This window comes from Pararhodobacter sp. SW119, assembly GCF_017811755.1.
Classification (GTDB): domain Bacteria; phylum Pseudomonadota; class Alphaproteobacteria; order Rhodobacterales; family Rhodobacteraceae; genus Pararhodobacter.
Genome location: NZ_JADDJF010000052.1, coordinates 1 through 18,497, shown reverse-complemented (window position 1 = coordinate 18,497; position 18,497 = coordinate 1). Strand labels below are relative to the sequence as shown.

Here is an 18,497-nt window from a genome sequence, read left to right as displayed (position 1 = left end):
GACCGATGCCTGGCTGACGGGCAAGCTGAAGCCCCTGGCCGCGCGCGCCGGACTGGTCGTCGAGCAGTTCGGCACCGCCAACCGCGTCGTGACCGAAGGCATGGGCAACCTTGTCTGGGTACGGATGTCGGGCGCACGACTGGTCGAGGAGGGCGTGATCGGCCGACCGCTCGCCGAGGCGCTGGAAAATGAGTACCTCCGCCGCGCCGAGGCCGGGACGCTCTATGGCTTTCTGCCCTTCGTCACGCTGATCGCACGGAAACCTGCGACCTGACGCAGCACGCGCCCAGCGGTACGGAAGGGTTTGCCGGGGAGGTCCGCCTCGACTTGCTGCTACTCAGAGCGCGTTCGAGCCTGAACGTCTGCTGAGGGCCGATCACGTTACTACACCTGCTTATCCTCGCCCTTCGCTCCAGCCTGACTGAAAGTAACCGGAGGTTTCCAAACGGCGCCTGGCGACATGAGCGGAGTCGTCGCCTCCTGCACCACGAAATGCAAAGAGCTGGCCGCAAGGAGGAGCCATTCCGACTTATAGGACACCGGCCGCAAGTTCACTGTCGTCGTCTTCTAATTCTTGGTATCCGTTGGCGATGCCGTCCCGCTTCGAGGCATCGCAGCCGCTTGCCGCATGTCAATCCGGAAGCATAATGCCCTGGCACGCCTTGTGAAGCAGACCTTGAAGGTTGCACCGATATGATGGCTGCCATCGGATTGGCGGAATGGCGCTACGGCCTTGGCGTGCGCTGCGTCGACAGCTGTTGCTCCAGCGTGACGGGTTGCGTGTGCGGCAACGCCCGACAACGCGAGCCCTCGAAGCGCTTCCAGATGCGGGTAGATCCAGGGGCTCTCGATGTCCATTACCTCGGTCGTTTCCAATCCGCCTGACGCGGCAAAGGCCGCCAGTTTTCCGGGCGCCGAAAGGGCGAAGGGCCCCGGTGCATCCGGCGTGGGAGGCGGGGTAAGCGCTAATGATCGCCGCTGGCTACAGGGACGGCATCGTTGCCTCGACTGATGCACGATCAAAGCCCAGCTATCGCGGTGACCTGGTACGAGATGCCGCCTCGAGTTTATCAGCGCAGCAAGGCGCGCACGGCAGAACGCAGCTCTTCGCGGCGGTGGATGGCGGCCTCAAGGCGGCGTTCCCGGTCGCGCGGACTTTCCTGAGACTCCTCGTGTGCGGCTTTCCGGTCGCGGCGCGGCGACAGCGCCGCGACCAGCCAGGAAAAGGCGGCGGTCGTCATTGTGGCGGGGGTGTGAGCGGCGGAGGTGTGGGGCATGTCGGTCATGGCAGAGATCCTTGGTTCGATGACTGATCATTGCCCTGATCCTGCACCATTCCGGCGGACGACGCGTCGGGACATCTCCCCATTTTCGTGCCGCTGCTTCCCCATTTCTTGTCGCGAACTTTCCCTATACTCCGGTCAGCCGCGCAGGGTATGGTGAGCGATGGGGACTCTGGAACATCCGTTTCTGGAACGCGACGCGCTCTTGGCCCAACTCGCGCGGAGTGCGCGAGCGGCCAGTGAGGGTCTCGGGCACCTCGTCCTCGTTACCGGCGAGGCGGGCGCCGGAAAGACCACGCTCTTGCGAGCCTTCGAGGCTCAGATCGATCACACCTGCGTGCTGCATGGCGCGTGCGAGGATCTGTCGATCGCCGAACCGCTGGGCCCGCTATACGACCTGTCGCGCGCGGCGGGCATCGACCTCGACGCGCTTTTGCGAACCGAGCGCGAACGGCTGGCCGTGTTCGGCAGCTTTCTCGACCGGCTTGAGGCGCCCGGCCGCGCCTCTGTCCTGATGATCGAGGATCTGCACTGGGCCGACGAAGCGACGCTCGACTTCATCCGGTTCGCTGCGCGGCGGCTGCACGACCGGCGGCTGCTACTGGTCCTGACCGCGCGCGATGGCGAGAGCGAGGGGCGCCCGCAGATCCGTCGCGCGCTGGGCGGCGTGTCGCCCGCAGACGTGACCCGGATTGCGCTTCAGCCGCTTTCGGAGGCGGCGGTTGCACAACTCGCCGCCGGCAGCGACTGGCCGGCGCAGGAACTGTACCGCGTCACCGGCGGAAACGCCTTCTACGTCACCGAGCTCCTGCGCGGAGGAGGAGCCGACGGACTTCGCGGTGTGCAGGATGCACTCCTTGAGCGGATTGGCCGGCTCCCCGCCGAGGCGAAGGCGCTGATCGAGGCAGTCTCGGTGTTTCCTCGCCGGGCCGAACGCGCGTGGGCGCTCGATGCCGCCGGGATCGGGGACGGCGAGGACGCCATCGACGCGGCCATGGCTGCGGAGCTGATCGAGGACACGGGTACGCATCTCGCGTTCCGTCACGAGATCGCCCGGCAGGCGGTCGAGACGGCGCTGCGCCCGCGCCGCCGCAGGCGCCTCAACGCCGAGGTCCTCTCGGCAATGCAGGCGGCGGGAGGAGCGCCTATTGCGCGCTTGCTGCACCATGCGCGCGGCGCCGGCGACCGAGAGCCGATGGCGCGCCTCGCGCCCCTTGCGGGACGCGAGGCGGTGGCGGCCGGCGCCCACCGTCAGGCCGCCGAATACCTGAGCCTTGCGGTTGAACTGGCCGACGAGGATGCAACCAGCGACTTCGCCGCGCTCCTATGGGATGCCGGCGTGGCCTGCCATACGGTCGCCCGCCTGCGCGACGCGCTCGCGTTCTTCGAGCGGGCTCTGGCTCTGATCGATCGGGCGCGGGATACGCTCGCGGCGGGGCGAATTCTTCAGCGGATCTCCCGGCTGCACTGGCAGATGGGCCGCAAGGCGGTGGCCCGCGCCGTGGGAGATGAGGCCATCGCGATCCTCGCCGACAGCGCCACGCCCGAGCGCGCCATGGCGCTCGCCAATCGGGCGCAGATCGCCATGGCGGACGCCGAGACGGAGCTTAGCGACGATCTGTGCCGGCAGGCACTCTCATTGGCGCGTCGTCTTGGCGAGGACGAGATCGTGGCGCATGTGCTGGGCACGCTTTGCATGCTGGCATCGGGGACAGTTGCCGAACTGCGGGCCCATGCGGCGGAAAGCCTGGCCATTTCCCGCCGCGGACGCTTCGGCTTCACGCTGACCCGCACCCTCAGCAACAGCGGGGTCATACATTTCTATTTCTTCCTGGATTATCCGGCTGCCCTGGATCTTTACGAGCAGTCGATCGCGACGAGCTATGAACTGGAGGTCTTTCAGCAAACGGATTTCGCGCGCGCCTTCCGCGTCCATGTTCTGGACCGCGCCGGCCGATGGGACGAGGCCGTGGCGGAATCAGACGCGCTGATCGCCGAGCAAGGCGAGCAATCCTCGCCCGCCATCATGGCCCGGCTGACCGTTGCCCGGGTGGCGATGCGTCGCGGCGCACCGGTCGACGACAGGATGCTGGCGGAGATCGTCACCCTGCTTGGCGAGGAGGAGGACGTGCGGCACGTCATGGACGTGGCCTGCCTGTTTGCCGAACTCGCCTGCCTGGGACTGGAGGCGCGCGAGACTGCCCAAGCCTGGATCGATCGCGCCTTGACAATGCCGTGCCCGCCCGTGTTTCGGGAAGAGCTGTTCGACTGGCAGCGCCGCATCGATCCCGAGCGGCCGCTCGGGCCGCTCGACGGCGTCCATGCGCCTTATCTCGCCTCGTTCGCGGGCGACTGGCGGGTGGCGGCGGAGGAATGGGCGCGCATTGGCGACCCCTACCGGGAGGCGCTTGCGCTGGCCGAGGGTGACGCCGAAGCGGTCGCCCAGGCAATGAAGATCCTTCAGAAACTCAACGCAGCGGCGGCGCTGGAGCACGCGCGCGCGACTGCGCACGACCGGGGGATCGATGTCAGTGCTCCACCGAGGCGACGCGCCGCTACACTGGACAATCCCGCCGGACTCACCCAACGCCAGCTGGACGTGCTGCGCCTGCTGAACGAAGGCCTTTCCAACGCCGAAATCGGGGCGCGCTTGTTCATCTCACCGAAGACCGTCGATCACCATGTCTCGGCGATCCTTGCGCAGCTCGAGGTCGCGACGCGTGGCGAAGCCGCGGCGCGAGCACGCGACGCCGGTTGGCTCGCCCAGGCGCGCCCGCTCGCCACCCAGGCGGATTAGAGGGGGCGTGAATGGCATCCAGCGGTGCAGCCCGAACAGAGGATATGATACGGGAGTGTGCCCCGTGCCAAATGTAGAGACGGCAAACACAATAGCTGACGTGACTCCACCTGTTCCCGTCCTATGTGTGCGGCCTCGGCGAAGCGGCGGCGCGCGCGGCGATTGCAGACGCGCCGGTCCGTCGACCCTCGGCGATGTTCGCCGAGGCCGTCCGCTTTAGCAGATGTGGCTGTCGCGTCGCTCCAGTCGCCAATGGCCGCTCCCCGCCCTACACGTAGGTGTCGCCGCAGCTGCGAACAAACACGGAGCAGCCGCAGCGAAAGGCCGGTTGAGTCTGCGCTGCCGACGCTCGCACTTGGAAAAGGCTGCGCGATCCACTAATCGCCGATCTGGTAAGGCTGCAGCAGGGCATTGCGGTGGTGGCAGGAAGTCGGCTCAGGGCCGATAACGTCGGCAACGGCGGACGCGAACGGATGGTTCGTCAGTCTCGCAACGCCAGAAGCTTGTCCAGGGTCGCCGAGCAGTCGCGCATCCGTATGACGTCGAGCTTCTTCAGGTCGAGCAGCTTGCAAGTCCCATGCACGAACTTATCAGCCGAATCCGGCATGAGGTAATTTGGATCCCAAATGCGCTGGGCGCGATCGCGTGGCCGGGCGGCAAGTGCAGCGGGCCATGCGACGAAATCGCCTGGCACAGCACCCTCGACGGCAGGGTAGCAATTCCGGGCGGAGCTTTCATTGGCATTGCCACTGAGCGCGTGAAGCGAGCAACTCATTGCGGGAATGTCAGGAGGGGAGCCCCTGTCGGCCGGCGCGGGTCCTTCCAGACGGCAGCCGCATGCGGTGGGCGTTGGCGCGTTAACTCCCTAGCGTCTAAGCAAAAATTTGGGTTCGCACCTCGGGTTCGCGGGTTCGCACTTTGGTGCATGGGGAGCTACTCAACTGACCCGGCTTCGTCGACACGGCGCGCGCGATTGATATGCGCTGCCGCTGTCCTCCCGAAAAGTCGTGCGGGAATTGTCGCCGTCGACAGCGGCCAGATCGACGAATTCCAGCAGGCGGTCGACCTCTTTGCGCCGCTCGGTGGTATCTGGATGGGTGCCGAACTCTTCATCTGCTCGCCGATGATGCGCGCGACGCGCCAGCGCGGGTAGAGGCTGGCGAGCGGGTTCTGAAAGATCATCTGCATCCGCCAGCGGGTCGCGGCGGGATGGCCCGCCGGTTGGCCAGAGAGTGCCACGCCGTCGAAACGGATCGAACCCGCGCTGGGCGACTGCAGCCCCATCATTACCCTGCTCACAAGAAACCGAATTGTCCCAGCTCAGATTTCGGCGAGCTGCCAGACCGCCGGTTGATGCGGTGAGTGCCGGGAGTGGGGCCACCCCGGCTGGGGGGGGCAAGGGCGGTCAGGCACTCTTGCTCGATCCGGCTATGATCTCCTTGAAGGCTGACCGACCGCTCAGTTCCACGCAATGCCTTCGATACTCGCTTCGGTATGCCTTGTAGGCATTCGCGTTACGCACCGCGATTTCGCGAGCCTTGCGCAATTCCTCTTCGGTGACCGGCCGCGCAAGGTGCGCCAGTCTCCGCTGGAAGATCTGCGCACGACCGAACTCGGCAGCGTAGATCGCCGGGGTCTTGCCCTCGCATGTCGAAAGCGTCGGATTGGCGCCAGCGGCGAGCGACATCTCGAAGCAGTCGGGCGCATTGGATCGCACCGCAGCGTGCAGCGCCGTGCGCCCGAGCGTATCCTGAGCATCCAGATCGACCCCGTGCGCTCTGAGGATCCTCAAGAACGCTGCGTCCTTGCGATCCGCTGCCAGCATCAACGCCGTCTGCCCGAGGTAGTCGCGCGCGTCGAGCATGTCAGTCGGTAGCAGGCGAACGAACCGCAGATATGTCGCGCTTAACAATGTACTCGAACATCAGCAGGTCTCGCCGGTATCTCGGTCTGTCAGGGGCATGCGGATCGTTCAGTTGCGCCACCGGTTCCAATCGGCGACCGAGCCGGCAAATACGTTGATGTCCACCGGCCCCCGGATACCGGGGACGAGCCCGGTGCCGGTGTATTGCCAGAACGCCCATTGCTGACCCGGATAAACTGTCGAAGGGTGGCCCGCGACCGAGCGCAGCCAGAACTCGGTCCGCGGCAGGGCACCAATGCCGGTGTCGCGATAGAAGTCGACCGTGGTGTAGACCACCGGGCGCTGCCCGTAATGCGCGGTCAGGATGTCGAGGAATCGCGCCGCCTCCGCCCGGACCGTGGCCGGGTCGGGGCGGCGGATGCAGGTGCGCGACTTGTGGTTCCATTCGAGGTCGAGCACCGGCGGCAAGGCGGCCGGGTCGCGCGGCACGTGCTGGATGAACCAGCGCGCCTGTTCCTCAGCCGGGCGGCAGAAGTAGAAGAAGTGATAGGCCCCGCGTGGCACGCCGGCGCGAGCGGCGCCCTGCCAGTTGTCTGGGAACATGGGGTCGGCGTGATCGCCGCCCTCGGTCGCCTTGAGATATGCGAATGCGATGCCGCCGGCGCGCACAACTGGCCAATCTATCGCGCCCTGCCAGCGCGAGACGTCGATGCCATGGACGGGATAGGCCGAAGGCGCGCGCCCGTCCCACGGATGGGGTTTGGTGTCGCCGAATGCAGGAAAGGCGACGGCAACCGGTCGCACCGCGGCAGCGACGGCCTCGGCCCGGGTCGCGGCGGGAGGTGCGGGATAATCCCTGCTCTCGGGCCCGGCGCAGGCCAAAGCGAGCAGAGGCAGAAAAAACTTCAGATACCGGACAGCAAATCGCATCGCGCCTCCGCCCAGTCTGGGTGGAAGTCTGTTTGCCAAGGACGAGCGGCGATGTCACCGGGATAGCACGCGGCAGGGATCAACTCCGCGCGAGCCCGATGCGCTGGCAGGTGCGCCCGCCAGAGCGCCATCGACTGAAGCGCAAGCAGCCCTGCAAGACACCGGGACCCGTGGATCTTGAACCGGCCGGTAGCCCGGGGGGCGGCAATCCCCTGCTATAGCAAGCTTTGCAGCAGCGCCTGCGACGGCGTTCCGGTCACAGGCAGGCTTCGGCTCGCCTGATAAGCGCGGATGGCGGCCTCGGTGTTGTTGCCGATCACCCCGTCCGCACCCTGCGTGTCGAACCCGCGTGCCGTGAGCCGCTGCTGCAAGGTGATCCGATCCGCCTTGGTCAGCCCGTGGGCATCGGGCGGAAAACTGCCCCGCAAAGGCCCGGCCCCGCCGATCCGGTCGGCCAGATGCCCAACGCCAATCGCGTAGGCATCGGAGTTGTTGTAGCGCTTGATCACGCGGAAATTGCTTGTCGTGTTGAAGCGGGGCCCACCTGGCTGCGGCTGGATCACCGTGCCGGATGGTCCGCCACTACCAACCTCGCCGCCCCACCGCAGCCCACGTGTCCAGCCATTGCGTTGCAGATACGCCGCCGCCGAGGCCAGCGCGTCGGACGGATCGTCAGACCAGATGTCGCGCCGCCCATCGCCGGTGAAGTCCACCGCGAATTGCAGATACGACGTGGGAATGAACTGGGTGTGTCCCATCGCGCCCGCCCAACTTCCGGTCATGCGTGCGGCCGGCACGTCACCGTTCTGCAGGATCCGGAGCGCCGCGAGCAGCTGCTGCTCAAAGAACCGTCCGCGCCGCCCGTCAAAGGCCAACGTCGAGGTGGCCGAGATCACCGGCACATCCCCCCGCCGTTCGCCATAGAAGCTCTCCAGCCCCCAGATCGCCGTGACGACCTGGGCGTCGACGCCGTAACGGTTTTCGATCGCGCTCAGTGTCCCTCGATGCCGCGCAAAGGCGGCGCGACCCTTCTGCACCCGCTCCTCGGACACGGCGATGGAGAGGTAATCCTCGAGCGTGCGGCTGAATTCGGTCTGGCTGCGGTCGCGCGTGACAACGCCGGGCAGGTAGCCCGTGCCCTGGAAAGCCGCAGAAAGCGTGGATTGCGCGATGCCCTGCTCCGCTGCACGCCCGCGAAACGAAGCCACCCAAGCGTCATAGGCGCTGTTCGGCACGGGCCGCAGATCGGCAGGCAAGTCCGCCACGGTGCTGGCGCTCCTGCTGCCTAGGAAAGGACCTGAACAAGCTGAAAGGCCAAGGCTCACGAGCCCCAGCCCGAACAGGCGTCGATTGATCTGCATCCGTCTGCTCACCTCTCAATGCGTTTTCATTCATTGTGCGGCGAAGTCGCTTGGCGCACAATGCCGTAACTCCGAGTTGCGTTGCCATGGGCAGTCAATGGCCGGTCTGGGCCGTCCTTGCCGAACGGCCCTGCCAGTCAGATTTCCACCGCCTCCGAGATCGCCAAGGCGTCTTCAAGCTCGACGCCGAGGTAGCGGACGGTGCTGTCCATCTTGGTATGGCCCAGCAGAAGCTGGACCGCGTCGATTGCGAAGTCGAAGAGCGCAAGTTCCCTAAGCCGGTTCGCGATCTCGAGGCGTACCCGAATGGCCCAGACGTGCTTCGGCAGGAGCGCGCGCTTCTGGCCAACAATGCGGCCCTTGTTTCAGGCGGGCCGACAGGCGCGGATGGCGGGAAGGTTTTCTGTGGGCATGGTGGTTCCTCCGCTCCGCCCCGTCCGCCGCTCCGCCCCGTCCGCCGCGCCGTCGGCATCATGCCGACAGTGCCGCCATACCATAAGAACGTCAGGCGAACGGCTGCTTGGAGCCCAGACTAGCCGTTCGCGCTTCCCGCCGCGGACCCGCTGGCTAGGGGGACGGATCGCCACTCTAGGTTTCGGGGATACCGGACAGGCGCAACATCTCCATGTAGCCGTCCGTCGCGGCCAGTGCGATGGGCGGCAGGGCCTCGTGCAGATAGGCGATGCTCAGATGCGGCAGGCGCCGGAGAAGTTCGGCCCCCGCTGCGCGTGCGCTCTCAATCCGCCCTGCGCGGGCATGGGCGACGGCTAGCATGCGGTAGGGCCAGACGATGTCCGGGAACCGGCGCAGCCCGTCCTCGATAAGGGCGATACCGCGTTCGGACTCGCCGCAACAACGGTATAGTGTCGCGGCGCGGCCGAAATGGATTTCGTGCAAGAACGGATCGAGCGGACTCAGACGCTCGGCCCTGTCAAAACAGGTGATCGCTTCCGGGCCCTCACCGACGAACTGGTGCAGCCAGCCCATGCGCAGCCAACCCCAAGCGTTGTTGGGGTCTAGGCGCAGCGCATGCTCGATCGTCAACCGTGCGCGGCGCGGATCGGTCCCCGCCTGCGCCAGTGCGGCGCCCGCCGCCACCAGGCTGGGAACATGATTGCCGGCATGCCGCAAGGCGCACTCGGCCAAATCGAGCGCCCGTGCGCGTTCCCCCCGCGGGTGGTGCGACCACATGTCGGTCACCCGTTGCGTCAGTATCCAAGCCTTTAGCGCCAACGCCGGCGCGTAATCAGCGGCATGATTCAGCGCCATCGAGACCAGACGCTCGGCCTCCAGATTGTCGTCTGGGCGCAGCGTCCAGAAGCGGGGATAGGCGAGCAGCACAAGATCGTAGGCCGAGCGGTTCTGCGGCGGCGTCGACCGCGCTCGCTCGATCTCGGCATTGCGGACGCTGGGTGAAACCTGCCCAGCCACCTGCATGGCGATCCGGTCCTGGAGTTCGAAGAGGTCGTCGATCCGGTCGTCGAACCGCTCCGACCAGAGCGTGTGGGCGTCACGGCCCCGCACCAGTTGCACGGCGATCCGGACTCGGTCGCCGACACGACGCACGCTGCCCTGAAGCAGGTAATCTGCCTCCAACCGCCCGGCGGCCTCGGTCACGTCCATCGCCTCGCCGCCCAATGCCGCGGCCGATTGCCGGGCGATTACGTGGAAATCCCGGGCGCGGCTCAGGGCACCCGATATCTCTTCGACGATCCCGTCGGCAAAGGGATCCTGTGCGCCATCCAGGTCGTCGAACGGCAGAACCGCCAAGCAGGAACGCCGCATCTCGTGTGCCTCGACGGGCGCAGCCACCCGCTGCGACGCCCGCGATCGCATGCGCCGCAGCCAGTCCTCGAACCCCTCCGAGGGCAGATCGAACCCCTGCAGGAAGTCGCCGTCGCCCGCGCCATCCACCTCCACCCTCGCTGGTTCGAGCCAGACCGACTGCCGGTCCGCCTGCAGTATCCCATTTGGCAGCACCCGTCGCAGCACCGCCAGTTCCTGTCGCAACGAGCCGCGCGCCTGTGCCTCGGACCGGTTGCTCCAAAGTAGATCGGCGAGTTCCCCGCGTTCGGCGCGAAGCCCCGGTTGCTGGGAGAGGAAGGCGAGCATCCCCTGCGCGCGGCGTGACAGTTTCGGAAGATCGCGGCCGGGAGCGGTCGCGATGCGCAGGGGCCCCCAGGGCGCGACGCGCAACACCGGGCCGAAGTCCCCCGAGTTCATCTCCGTTGCCCGCGCATTCTTGCGATTCCCCGGCGCTTTCTTGCGGAAGCATTGTACGCAGCGGCGCGGATTTCACGAAGTTTTTTGCGGACCCTTTGCGGCGAGGGGGGAAACTTGGCCTGCGGATCACTCGCCAAAGGAGGAACGGCCATGACATCGCTGACAGGAGAACACCGCGCCATCCGTGTTCACTCGCGCTGCGGCACCGCGGCACTGCCCCTTTGGGTCCGGCTGCGCGACCGACTGTTCGAGATCGACCGTCGTTGGCGCGATGCGCAAAGGATGAAGACCATCGACGATCACCGGCTCGACGACATGGGGCTTGAACGTTGGGGCGGGGAGGTCACGCGAAAGGCGAAAGTCTGAAAGCGGGCGACGTATATGGCCGCCGGGGCGCCGAAGCAACCGCCGCTCCTGATACGTGCCTTTGAATACCGTGCGAAGGGGTGATGCGCGACTTCGTCGTCATCCATAGCAGGTTCTGTGACGCGAACATGATGGGGCGGATACGGCCTGCACGCGACGCGGAGTGATGCGCCGAGCTCGGGCTCGGCACCCACAGCTTGCCCCCCGGAGGACAAGCTGCGCACAGCGAGCCAAGCCCTTAGGAGGGCTCACCACCCCATCGGGTGGAACGGGACGAACAGCCAGGAAGTGGTCCGTCGGTTGGCGTTCAGGATAACGTTCGTTGTATCCATCTGCGGCGTCGCGGACTGCCGGGTGCAGAGATGAGGCGAGGCGGCGTTGGTAAAGACGATCCGCGCATCGCCTAACGGAATCTGCTCGGCGAGCCCGATCACATAGAAGCCATTGGGATTGGCGCGGACATCATCGGGTCCGCCGATTTCGTTAACCTGCCCGGCTCCGAAGAGGCAGCTGACGCGGCTGTCGGCGCGCGGGCTCGGCGTGTCAAATGCTATGGCAGGCTGGGCAACGACGGCGGTTGCAAAGGCGGCAAGTGCGATGGCGATTTTCATGATCTTGGTCCTTTCCAGTGTCTCGTGGTCATCGGGCTCAATTTCGGCCGGGTAGCGGCACGGATGATGGACGCAGGGCGACGGTCACGCGCGTCGGGTCAATGATCGCCCGGCGCCTGGCTGCCGGGCCGGGGAACGGCCGTCCCACCGGTGTAATCGGTAGAAACGCAGGGCGGCACTCCGTGGTCTTGGCGATCAGGACGCCGATCCCGTCGATCCGCGCGCCGCGCGAGCGGAAGCAAGTAGGGCCTTGAACGCTCTCGCGAGGGCGGCCGGGATTGCGAAGAGACGGCCCGGAACGGATCGCCTTGCAGGTTCGGCGGGACCGTGGCCTCGGGCCGCGGTCATCGCACGGGCTAGGTCCTGCTCGTGCAGCCGCAGGCACATCTTCGCATCCATGTTCTGCCACATCGTTCCATCCTTTCGGTTTGCTTGGTCGGGTCGATGGGACGACTGTCGCGCAGGGGCGCTCCGCGCCCGTAGTCAGGGACGTGAAATGGGCGTAAAATCGTCCGGACTGGTGTGAAAACGCTCCCGGAGCGACGTCTCATGGCCCTCCAGGTACTGTGCCGTATCGGACTGCTCGGCCCGATCCGCGTTATGGTGGAGGGCGAGGGCCTCGTGCGGTTTCCGACCCGAAAGGTCGAGGCGTTGTTCGGAATCATCGCGCTGGCCGGGGATCAAGGGCTCGACAGGGATCAGGTCGCAGCGCTGCTGTGGAGCCGCAGCCCCGAGGGGCAGGCGCGGGCCAACCTGCGGCAGGCGCTGGCGGGGGCACGAAAGGCGCTCGGTCCTGCCTCCGAGATCGTCATGAGCCGGGGTGGCAGGCTGGCGCTGGACTGGGAACGGGCCACTTGCGATGCCCGCGACCTTGCGGGGCCGTGCGACCCGGACCGGCTTCTCGGTCTGGGCACCTTGCTCGAGGGACTGGAACTGCGCGAGCCACCGTTCGAGGATTGGATCGCGATGGAACGGGTACGCTGGACACGCCTGCTCTGCGACCGACTGGCCGAGGTGGGCGAGGCACAGATCGAGGCGGGCCAGGCCGAAAAGGCCCTGGCTATCGGGCTGCGGTTGATCGCGTTCGACGATTTCAACGAGGCCGCGCACCGGCTGGTGATGCGGGCACTGGCCGCAACGGGCGAGCGTGGGCTTGCACTGCGCCATTTCGAGGCCATGCGCGACAGGCTGAAGGCCGAACTGGCGATCGAGCCGGGTACCGAGTCCCTTCAGCTTGCGACCGAACTGCGTACATGGACACCCGGTACATCACCGCCCGTCCAGGTTCACGATAAGCCCCCGCCCGCGGCAGCGAAGGTGCAGACCGACGACGGCGAGGTGCCACCAGCCGAGCTTCGAATTATCGTGGCTGTAGCCGGCCGCGTGCGGCCGCCCAGAGGATCGAGCCCGGATGCGGACGGCTCAATTGAAGAGGGCGACGAGGTGAACAAGCGCGACCAGATCGCCATGACGGTCCGGAACCATGGCGGTCTCGTCCTGCAAAACACCGGAAGCGGTTTTCTGGCCGTGTTCGGTGCCCGCGCGTCGCACAGCAACGACGCCGAGCGCGCAATCCTGTGCAGCCAGGCGATCCTGAGCAGCAATCTGGTCGATGGCGGCCGCGACTGGAGCCTTGCCATTGCCGCCGGGCGGGTCCGGGCCGAGGGCGTGGCGGCTACGGTGCCAGATGTGGTCGGCGAGGTGCCCGAGCGCGCCCGGGACCTGGTGGCGCAGGTGCCCCGGAAATCCATCGTCGTGGAGAACTCGGTCCGGGACGCGACGTTGCGGCTGTTCCGGTTCGACCCCGCCGCAACGCCGCATCACTGGAGGGTCAGCGCACAGGTCACCGGCGACCGGCGTCCTGCGCTGACAGCCTTTGTGGGAAGGGACGCGGAGTTTGCGCGCATCCGCGACCTGTTGGGCGACATCGCCGCGCGTAGTGAATGCGAGGTGGTGGTGGTGCGTGGCGAGGCCGGGATCGGCAAGACCAGACTGGTCGAGGAGATCGGAACCGTTGCTGCTGAAGGGGGCTTCCGGACCCTGACGGTCGGGGCGCTGGACTTCGGCACCGGGGTCTCCGAAGGGCTGATCGCCCGGTTGGCGAGGGGGATGAGCGACCACCCCGCCCAAGCGCTCAGCGTCCTCGACCGGGCGATCATGGCCGACCTGACCGGGGACGAGCCCGATGCCGCCGAACGCGAGATGCTGGCCACGCTGGATCCGGTCGGCAGGCAGGCGGAGCGGGCGCGGGTCATGGCCATGCTGCTGGCGGCGGCCGCTGCGCGGTCGCCTGTACTGGTTCAAGTCGAGGATATACACTGGGCAGAGCCGGACGCGGTCGCGCTGCTGGCCGAACTCGCTGACTCGGCGCGGGATCTGCCGGTGGCCTTCGTCTTGACCACCCGCCCACAGAACGATCCCGTCGATGCCGCCTGGCGCCGCCGCTGCGCGGGCGCGCGCGTCAGCACGATAGATCTGGCACCGCTTCGCCCAGAGGCCGCGCGGAGACTCGCGGCCAGCGTCGGCGATCTGCCGGACGATCTGGTCGAATCCTGCCTGCAGCGCGCGCAGGGAAACCCGCTGTTTCTGGAGCATCTGCTGCGCAGCGCACCGCGCCTGCGGGGCGGGCAATTGCCGCTGAGCGTGCAGAGCGTGGTTCAGGAAGACCTTGACCAGCTACCGGCCCCGGCTCGGGGGGCGCTCAGGGCCGCCGCTGTTCTCGGTCAGGATTTTCCACCCGAGGCTTGCGAGGCGGCGGCGGGCTCGGCCACATCGGTCGTGGACGACCTGCTGGCTACCGGGCTGGTCATCCAGCTTGGCAAACGGATGCAGTTTGTCCATGCGCTTGTGCGCGAAGGGATCTATGCCTCGATCGTCGGGCGCGATCGCGCGGCGATGCACCGGCGGGTGGCCGATTGGTTCGACGGGCGCGATCCCGTGATGCGGGCCGAGCATCTGGACGTCGCCGGCGACCCGGCGGCGGCGGGGGCCTGTCTGGGAGCCGCCGGCGCAGAACGGCGCGCCGCACGGACCGGCAGCGCGCTGCGGCTGGTAGAGCGGGCGCTGGCGCTGGCCGAGGATGCGGAAACGGCGGCACGCGCGCGTCTGCTGCATGGCGAGCTTCTGGTCGATCTCGAGCAGTTCCCGGACGCCATCGCAGTCTTTCGCGAGGTGGCTGCGGGTGATGCCGAGACCCTCTGCGCCTGTCGGCTGGGGATCGCGGAATGCCTCTTGCGGCTAGACCGGCTGAACGAGGCGCTCGCCTGCCTTGACGAGGCCGAGAGGCTGGCCGGAGACGGCCCGGTCACGCGGCACATGGCCATGATCCCCTATCTGCGGGCCACGGTCCTGTTCGCACAGGGTGCCGCGGCCGCATCGGTCGCCAGCGCCCGGCGATGCCAAGCCCTCGCTCGGCAGACCGGTGACCGGCTGCTCGAGGCCCGCGCGCTCAGCGCGATGGCCGATGCCGAGCAGGCCTGCGGCAAGTTCCGCACCGCCGAGCGCGCCTTTGGGGACTGTGTCGCCATCTGCGAGGAACTTGGCCTGCGCCGCTACGCCCTGATCAACCGAAAGATGTGGGCGGACCTGCGTTTTTACGACGCTGACTTCGACATGGCGCGGCAGACTCTGGAGGCGGTGCGTGACGAGGCGAAGGAACTGGGCAGCGGGCGAGCCGAAATGCTGTCCGAGCACATGCTGGCCTATGTCGATTGCGCCGAGGCGAAGTACGAAGATGCCCTGACTCGGGCTCGGCGGGGGCGGGAACTGGTCGAGGCCTTGAATGCGCGCCGCTTCGTGATGAACAACGCCTGTTATGTGGCGATGGCACTGACCGGGCTGGACCGGCCCGCCGAGGCGCTGGAACATCTGGCCGAGGGCGAGTCGGTCGCCCGGGCGCTGAAGGTGACCTGGATCTTGCCCTGGGTGCTGGCTCAGCGGGCGCTGGCCGAGCAGCGGCCTGCGGATGCGGTCCGGGCGCTGGAGGCAGCCGAGGCGCTGATCCGCTCCGGCGCGGGTTCCTATCCGCTCGACTTCTACCGGCCTGCCATCGACGCCGCGATCCGCATAGGCGACTGGCTGCGCGTGCAGTCCTATGCCGCTGCACTGGCCGAATTCTTCGCTGAAGAGCGGGTTGGTCTGGCAGATTTCCTCATCCGTCGCGCAGAAGCGATCGCCGCGGCCCATCTCGGCCACCCCGACCGACCCGCCCTCGCCGAACTCGCGAAACGCGCCCGGGCAGTCGGCTATCATGCAGCAGTCCCGGCGCTTGTCGCTGCGATGGGAACGCTGCAGGGTCCCGCTCGTCAGGGAACTTCGGAGTGTTGACATCTGACGGCAAGCCGGATCGTCGACGAGCACTCGCCCAGTCATGTTTACGTGGCAAAAGGGGTGCCCCCCATCAGCGGGCGCGGGTCCTACCCATCGGCGGGCGTATGCGGTGGGCGTAGGCGCTGGAATCCACTAGCGTCAAACGAAAATTTGGGTTTCCACTCCGGGTTTCCGGTTTCCACCTGCTTGAACCATGGACGTCGAGCCGTCGGTCGGATGTCTTTCGCAGGATCGCAATCGGTAGCGCGCATGGCTCAGAATTCGAAGGTATGACGAACCAATTACCTCATCCAGTTGCGTGATCCCCACCTACGAAATTTCTTAGACTTCGGGTTTTTCTTGCCCCGTGCTGCAAACCCTGCTTGGATCGACCGCGGCGAGCAGGACGCGTTGATGATTGCATGACTTACAGTTTTTTCGAAAGACCTATCCTGAACTCTCCCTATCGAATGCCGGGACGACATTGGGAACTCGACGGGGACGGGCACCCTACCAACAAGATCGCCGGACGCAGACGCCCGTCGGCGCTTGTTACAGCCCTACCCGGCGCGTCGGCCACCTCGTCGAAGCACCAGCCGAGTCTGATCTTCGATGAGAGACTGTCGACAGAAGCGATCGAGTTCAATCCGTCACCGATGGTTAACGAACTTCGCCAGGAACTCGAGACCTGGCGCGGGCTCCCCAATCCCGCGCAATGGAAGGTCACTCCGATCACTCAGCGCCTGATCCAGCACTGGCGGGCGATACAAGGCGACGAAAGCCAGACGATCCGCCCATTCTTCTGCCAGATCGAGGCGGTCGAGGCGGCGATCTGGCTGGCGGAAGTCGCGCCGCAGCTGGGGCAGCGCGGGAAGCGGTTTCTCGACTGGATCGTCACGGCCAACAATTTCGCCGTGCAACCGGATGGCGCCCCGCCTTCCTCAGCGGCGCCGGACCTGACGCGCATCGCCTTCAAGCTCGCCACCGGTGCGGGCAAGACCACGGTCATGGCGATGCTGATCGCTTGGCAGACACTAAATGCCGTGCGCGCCGCGAACAGTCGGCGCTTCTGCAAGGGGTTCCTTATCGTCACCCCAGGCATCACCATTCGCGACCGGTTGCGGGTGTTGCTGCCGAACGACGATCAGAGCTACTACGCCAAGCTGAGCCTGGTGCCGCACGACCTGATGCCCGACATGCACCGGGCGAAGATCGTCATTACGAACTACCATGCCTTCAAGCTGCGCGAGACCTTGGATGCGGCGACCGGCACCCGACGGGCATTGGAAGGGCATGGCGAGGCGCTACAGACGCTCGAAAGCGAAGGACAGATGATCCAGCGCGTAATGGGCAACCTGATGGGTGTGCGCGACGTTGTGGTCATCAACGACGAAGCGCATCACTGCTATCGCGAACGCCCCGTCGCCGAGGAGGCGCGCCTCACGGGCGATGAGCGCAAGGAGGCAAACGAGAACCGCGAGGCTGCGCGGCTGTGGATCTCTGGCCTCGAGGCGCTGAAGCGCCAGCAGGGTGTGAAGGTCGTCTATGACCTCTCGGCAACGCCGTTCTTCCTGACCGGCTCGAACTGGCCCGAGGGGACGCTTTTTCCCTGGGTGATGACCGACTTCTCGCTCATGGACGCAATCGAATGCGGGATCGTCAAGCTGCCGCGCGTGCCGATCGCCGACAACCGCGCCGATGGCGAGCGGGTGATGTATCGCAACCTTTGGCCAACCATCCGCGACCGGATGCCGGACAAGCGGAAGAAAGACGAAGGCAAACCGGATCCGCAGAAGCTGCCGGTGGAGCTCAAGGTGGCGCTGGATGCGCTCTATGGGCATTACGAGAAGACGTTCCGGCTCTGGAAGAAGGAACAGATCGGCATTCCGCCGGTCTTCATCGTCGTTTGCAACAACACCACGAACTCGGAGTTGCTGCGAGACTACATCGCCGGTTATGTCGAAACCGGTGCGGACGATCTGGAGCGGGTTCACTGGGGCGCGCTCGAACTCTTCAGAAACTACGACGACAACGATCAGCGTCTCGACAAGCCCCGCACGATCCTGATCGACAGCGCGGCACTCGAGGCTGGGAGCGAGATCGACAAGGCCTTTCGCGATGCGCATGCTGCAGAGATCGAAGCCTTCCGCCGCGAACGCGCCGCGCGCGGCGGCGGTGTCGACGACATCAGTGATGCCGAAATCCTGCGCGAGGTCATGAACACGGTCGGGCGCAAAGGACGGCTCGGCGAACAGCTGCGATGCGTGGTTTCGGTCTCGATGCTGACCGAGGGCTGGGACGCCAACAACGTCACCCACATCATGGGACTGCGTGCCTTCGGCTCACGGCTGATCTGCGAGCAGGTGATCGGCCGTGCGCTGCGCCGCCTGTCTTACGACGTTGACACGGAATCTGGCCTTTTCCGTACGGAATACGCGGACATTATGGGCATCGACGGGCTCAACTTCGCCGACCAGGGGCAGCCAGCACCGATCCAGAAGCCGCGCGAAGTCGTCCATGTCCATGCCGTCAGCCCCGAACGCGATCATCTGGAGATCGTTTTCCCGCGGGTCGAGGGCTACCGCACCGACTTTCCAAAGGAGCGAATGGACGTCGACCTGTCGCGGATGGAGCCTTACGTCCTCGATCCCGACAAGGTGAGGGCCGCGACCGAGGTGCAGATGTCCGGCATCGTGGGCGAGCGGCACCAGCTCACGCTCGAGCACCTGAAGGACCAGTGATCCGCCCCCACTG

General features: G+C 66.3%; 14 protein-coding genes. 5 read left to right on the top strand and 9 right to left on the bottom strand.

The annotated features are described in order from the left end of the window. Positions 1-274: hypothetical protein (locus IM708_RS17640; RefSeq protein ID WP_209427895.1), on the top strand; the 274-nt coding region annotated here is incomplete at its 5' end. A gap of 796 nt (positions 275-1,070) precedes the next feature. Here the strand turns inward: IM708_RS17640 and IM708_RS17635 are convergent. Then, positions 1,071-1,286, bottom strand: a complete 216-nt coding sequence (locus IM708_RS17635; RefSeq protein ID WP_209427894.1) for a hypothetical protein — start codon at positions 1,284-1,286, stop codon at positions 1,071-1,073. A 160-nt stretch (positions 1,287-1,446) separates the two neighbouring features. Here IM708_RS17635 and IM708_RS17630 point away from each other — a divergent pair, with 160 nt between their 5' ends. Beyond that, positions 1,447-4,080, top strand: a complete 2,634-nt coding sequence (locus tag IM708_RS17630; RefSeq protein ID WP_209427893.1) for an AAA family ATPase — start codon at positions 1,447-1,449, stop codon at positions 4,078-4,080. A gap of 481 nt (positions 4,081-4,561) precedes the next feature. Here the strand turns inward: IM708_RS17630 and IM708_RS17625 are convergent, their stop codons facing one another. The 7 genes from IM708_RS17625 to IM708_RS17600 form a co-directional block, all read right to left on the bottom strand. After that, a complete protein-coding gene (locus tag IM708_RS17625; protein ID WP_209427892.1) occupies positions 4,562-4,774 on the bottom strand; it encodes a hypothetical protein in 213 nt (70 codons plus the stop codon). A gap of 239 nt (positions 4,775-5,013) precedes the next feature. Further along, positions 5,014-5,262, bottom strand: coding sequence for a hypothetical protein (locus IM708_RS17620; protein ID WP_209427891.1), 249 nt, complete (start codon positions 5,260-5,262; stop codon positions 5,014-5,016). A gap of 223 nt (positions 5,263-5,485) precedes the next feature. Further along, positions 5,486-5,944, bottom strand: coding sequence for an ankyrin repeat domain-containing protein (locus IM708_RS17615; protein WP_209427890.1), 459 nt, complete (start codon positions 5,942-5,944; stop codon positions 5,486-5,488). A 108-nt stretch (positions 5,945-6,052) separates the two neighbouring features. Beyond that, positions 6,053-6,874: a GH25 family lysozyme gene (locus tag IM708_RS17610; protein ID WP_209427889.1), complete on the bottom strand. Its 822-nt coding sequence runs from the start codon at positions 6,872-6,874 to the stop codon at positions 6,053-6,055. 215 nt (positions 6,875-7,089) lie between these two features. Continuing rightward, a complete protein-coding gene (locus IM708_RS17605) occupies positions 7,090-8,235 on the bottom strand; it encodes a lytic murein transglycosylase (protein ID WP_209427888.1) in 1,146 nt (381 codons plus the stop codon). 137 nt (positions 8,236-8,372) lie between these two features. Then, positions 8,373-8,588 carry a hypothetical protein gene (locus IM708_RS21405; protein ID WP_348524994.1) on the bottom strand — a complete coding sequence of 72 codons (216 nt, stop codon included), beginning with the start codon at positions 8,586-8,588 and terminating at the stop codon, positions 8,373-8,375. 235 nt (positions 8,589-8,823) lie between these two features. Then, complete coding sequence (locus IM708_RS17600; protein ID WP_209427887.1) at positions 8,824-10,458, bottom strand: hypothetical protein; 1,635 nt, start codon at positions 10,456-10,458, stop codon at positions 8,824-8,826. 150 nt (positions 10,459-10,608) lie between these two features. Here IM708_RS17600 and IM708_RS17595 point away from each other — a divergent pair, with 150 nt between their 5' ends. Further along, complete coding sequence (locus tag IM708_RS17595) at positions 10,609-10,824, top strand: hypothetical protein (protein WP_209427886.1); 216 nt, start codon at positions 10,609-10,611, stop codon at positions 10,822-10,824. Between the two features lie 248 nt (positions 10,825-11,072). Here the strand turns inward: IM708_RS17595 and IM708_RS17590 are convergent, their stop codons facing one another. Then, on the bottom strand, positions 11,073-11,435 hold the full coding sequence (locus IM708_RS17590) for a hypothetical protein (protein ID WP_209427885.1): 363 nt from the start codon (positions 11,433-11,435) through the stop codon (positions 11,073-11,075). Between the two features lie 549 nt (positions 11,436-11,984). On the opposite strand from IM708_RS17590, the gene IM708_RS17585 reads away from it, so the two are divergent. Beyond that, entirely contained in the window at positions 11,985-15,761 is a 3,777-nt protein-coding gene (locus tag IM708_RS17585) for an AAA family ATPase (protein ID WP_209427884.1), read from the top strand. Positions 15,762-16,399: 638 nt separating this feature from the next. Beyond that, positions 16,400-18,484 carry a DEAD/DEAH box helicase family protein gene (locus tag IM708_RS17580; protein WP_245243288.1) on the top strand — a complete coding sequence of 695 codons (2,085 nt, stop codon included), beginning with the start codon at positions 16,400-16,402 and terminating at the stop codon, positions 18,482-18,484. Positions 18,485-18,497: the final 13 nt, after the last annotated feature.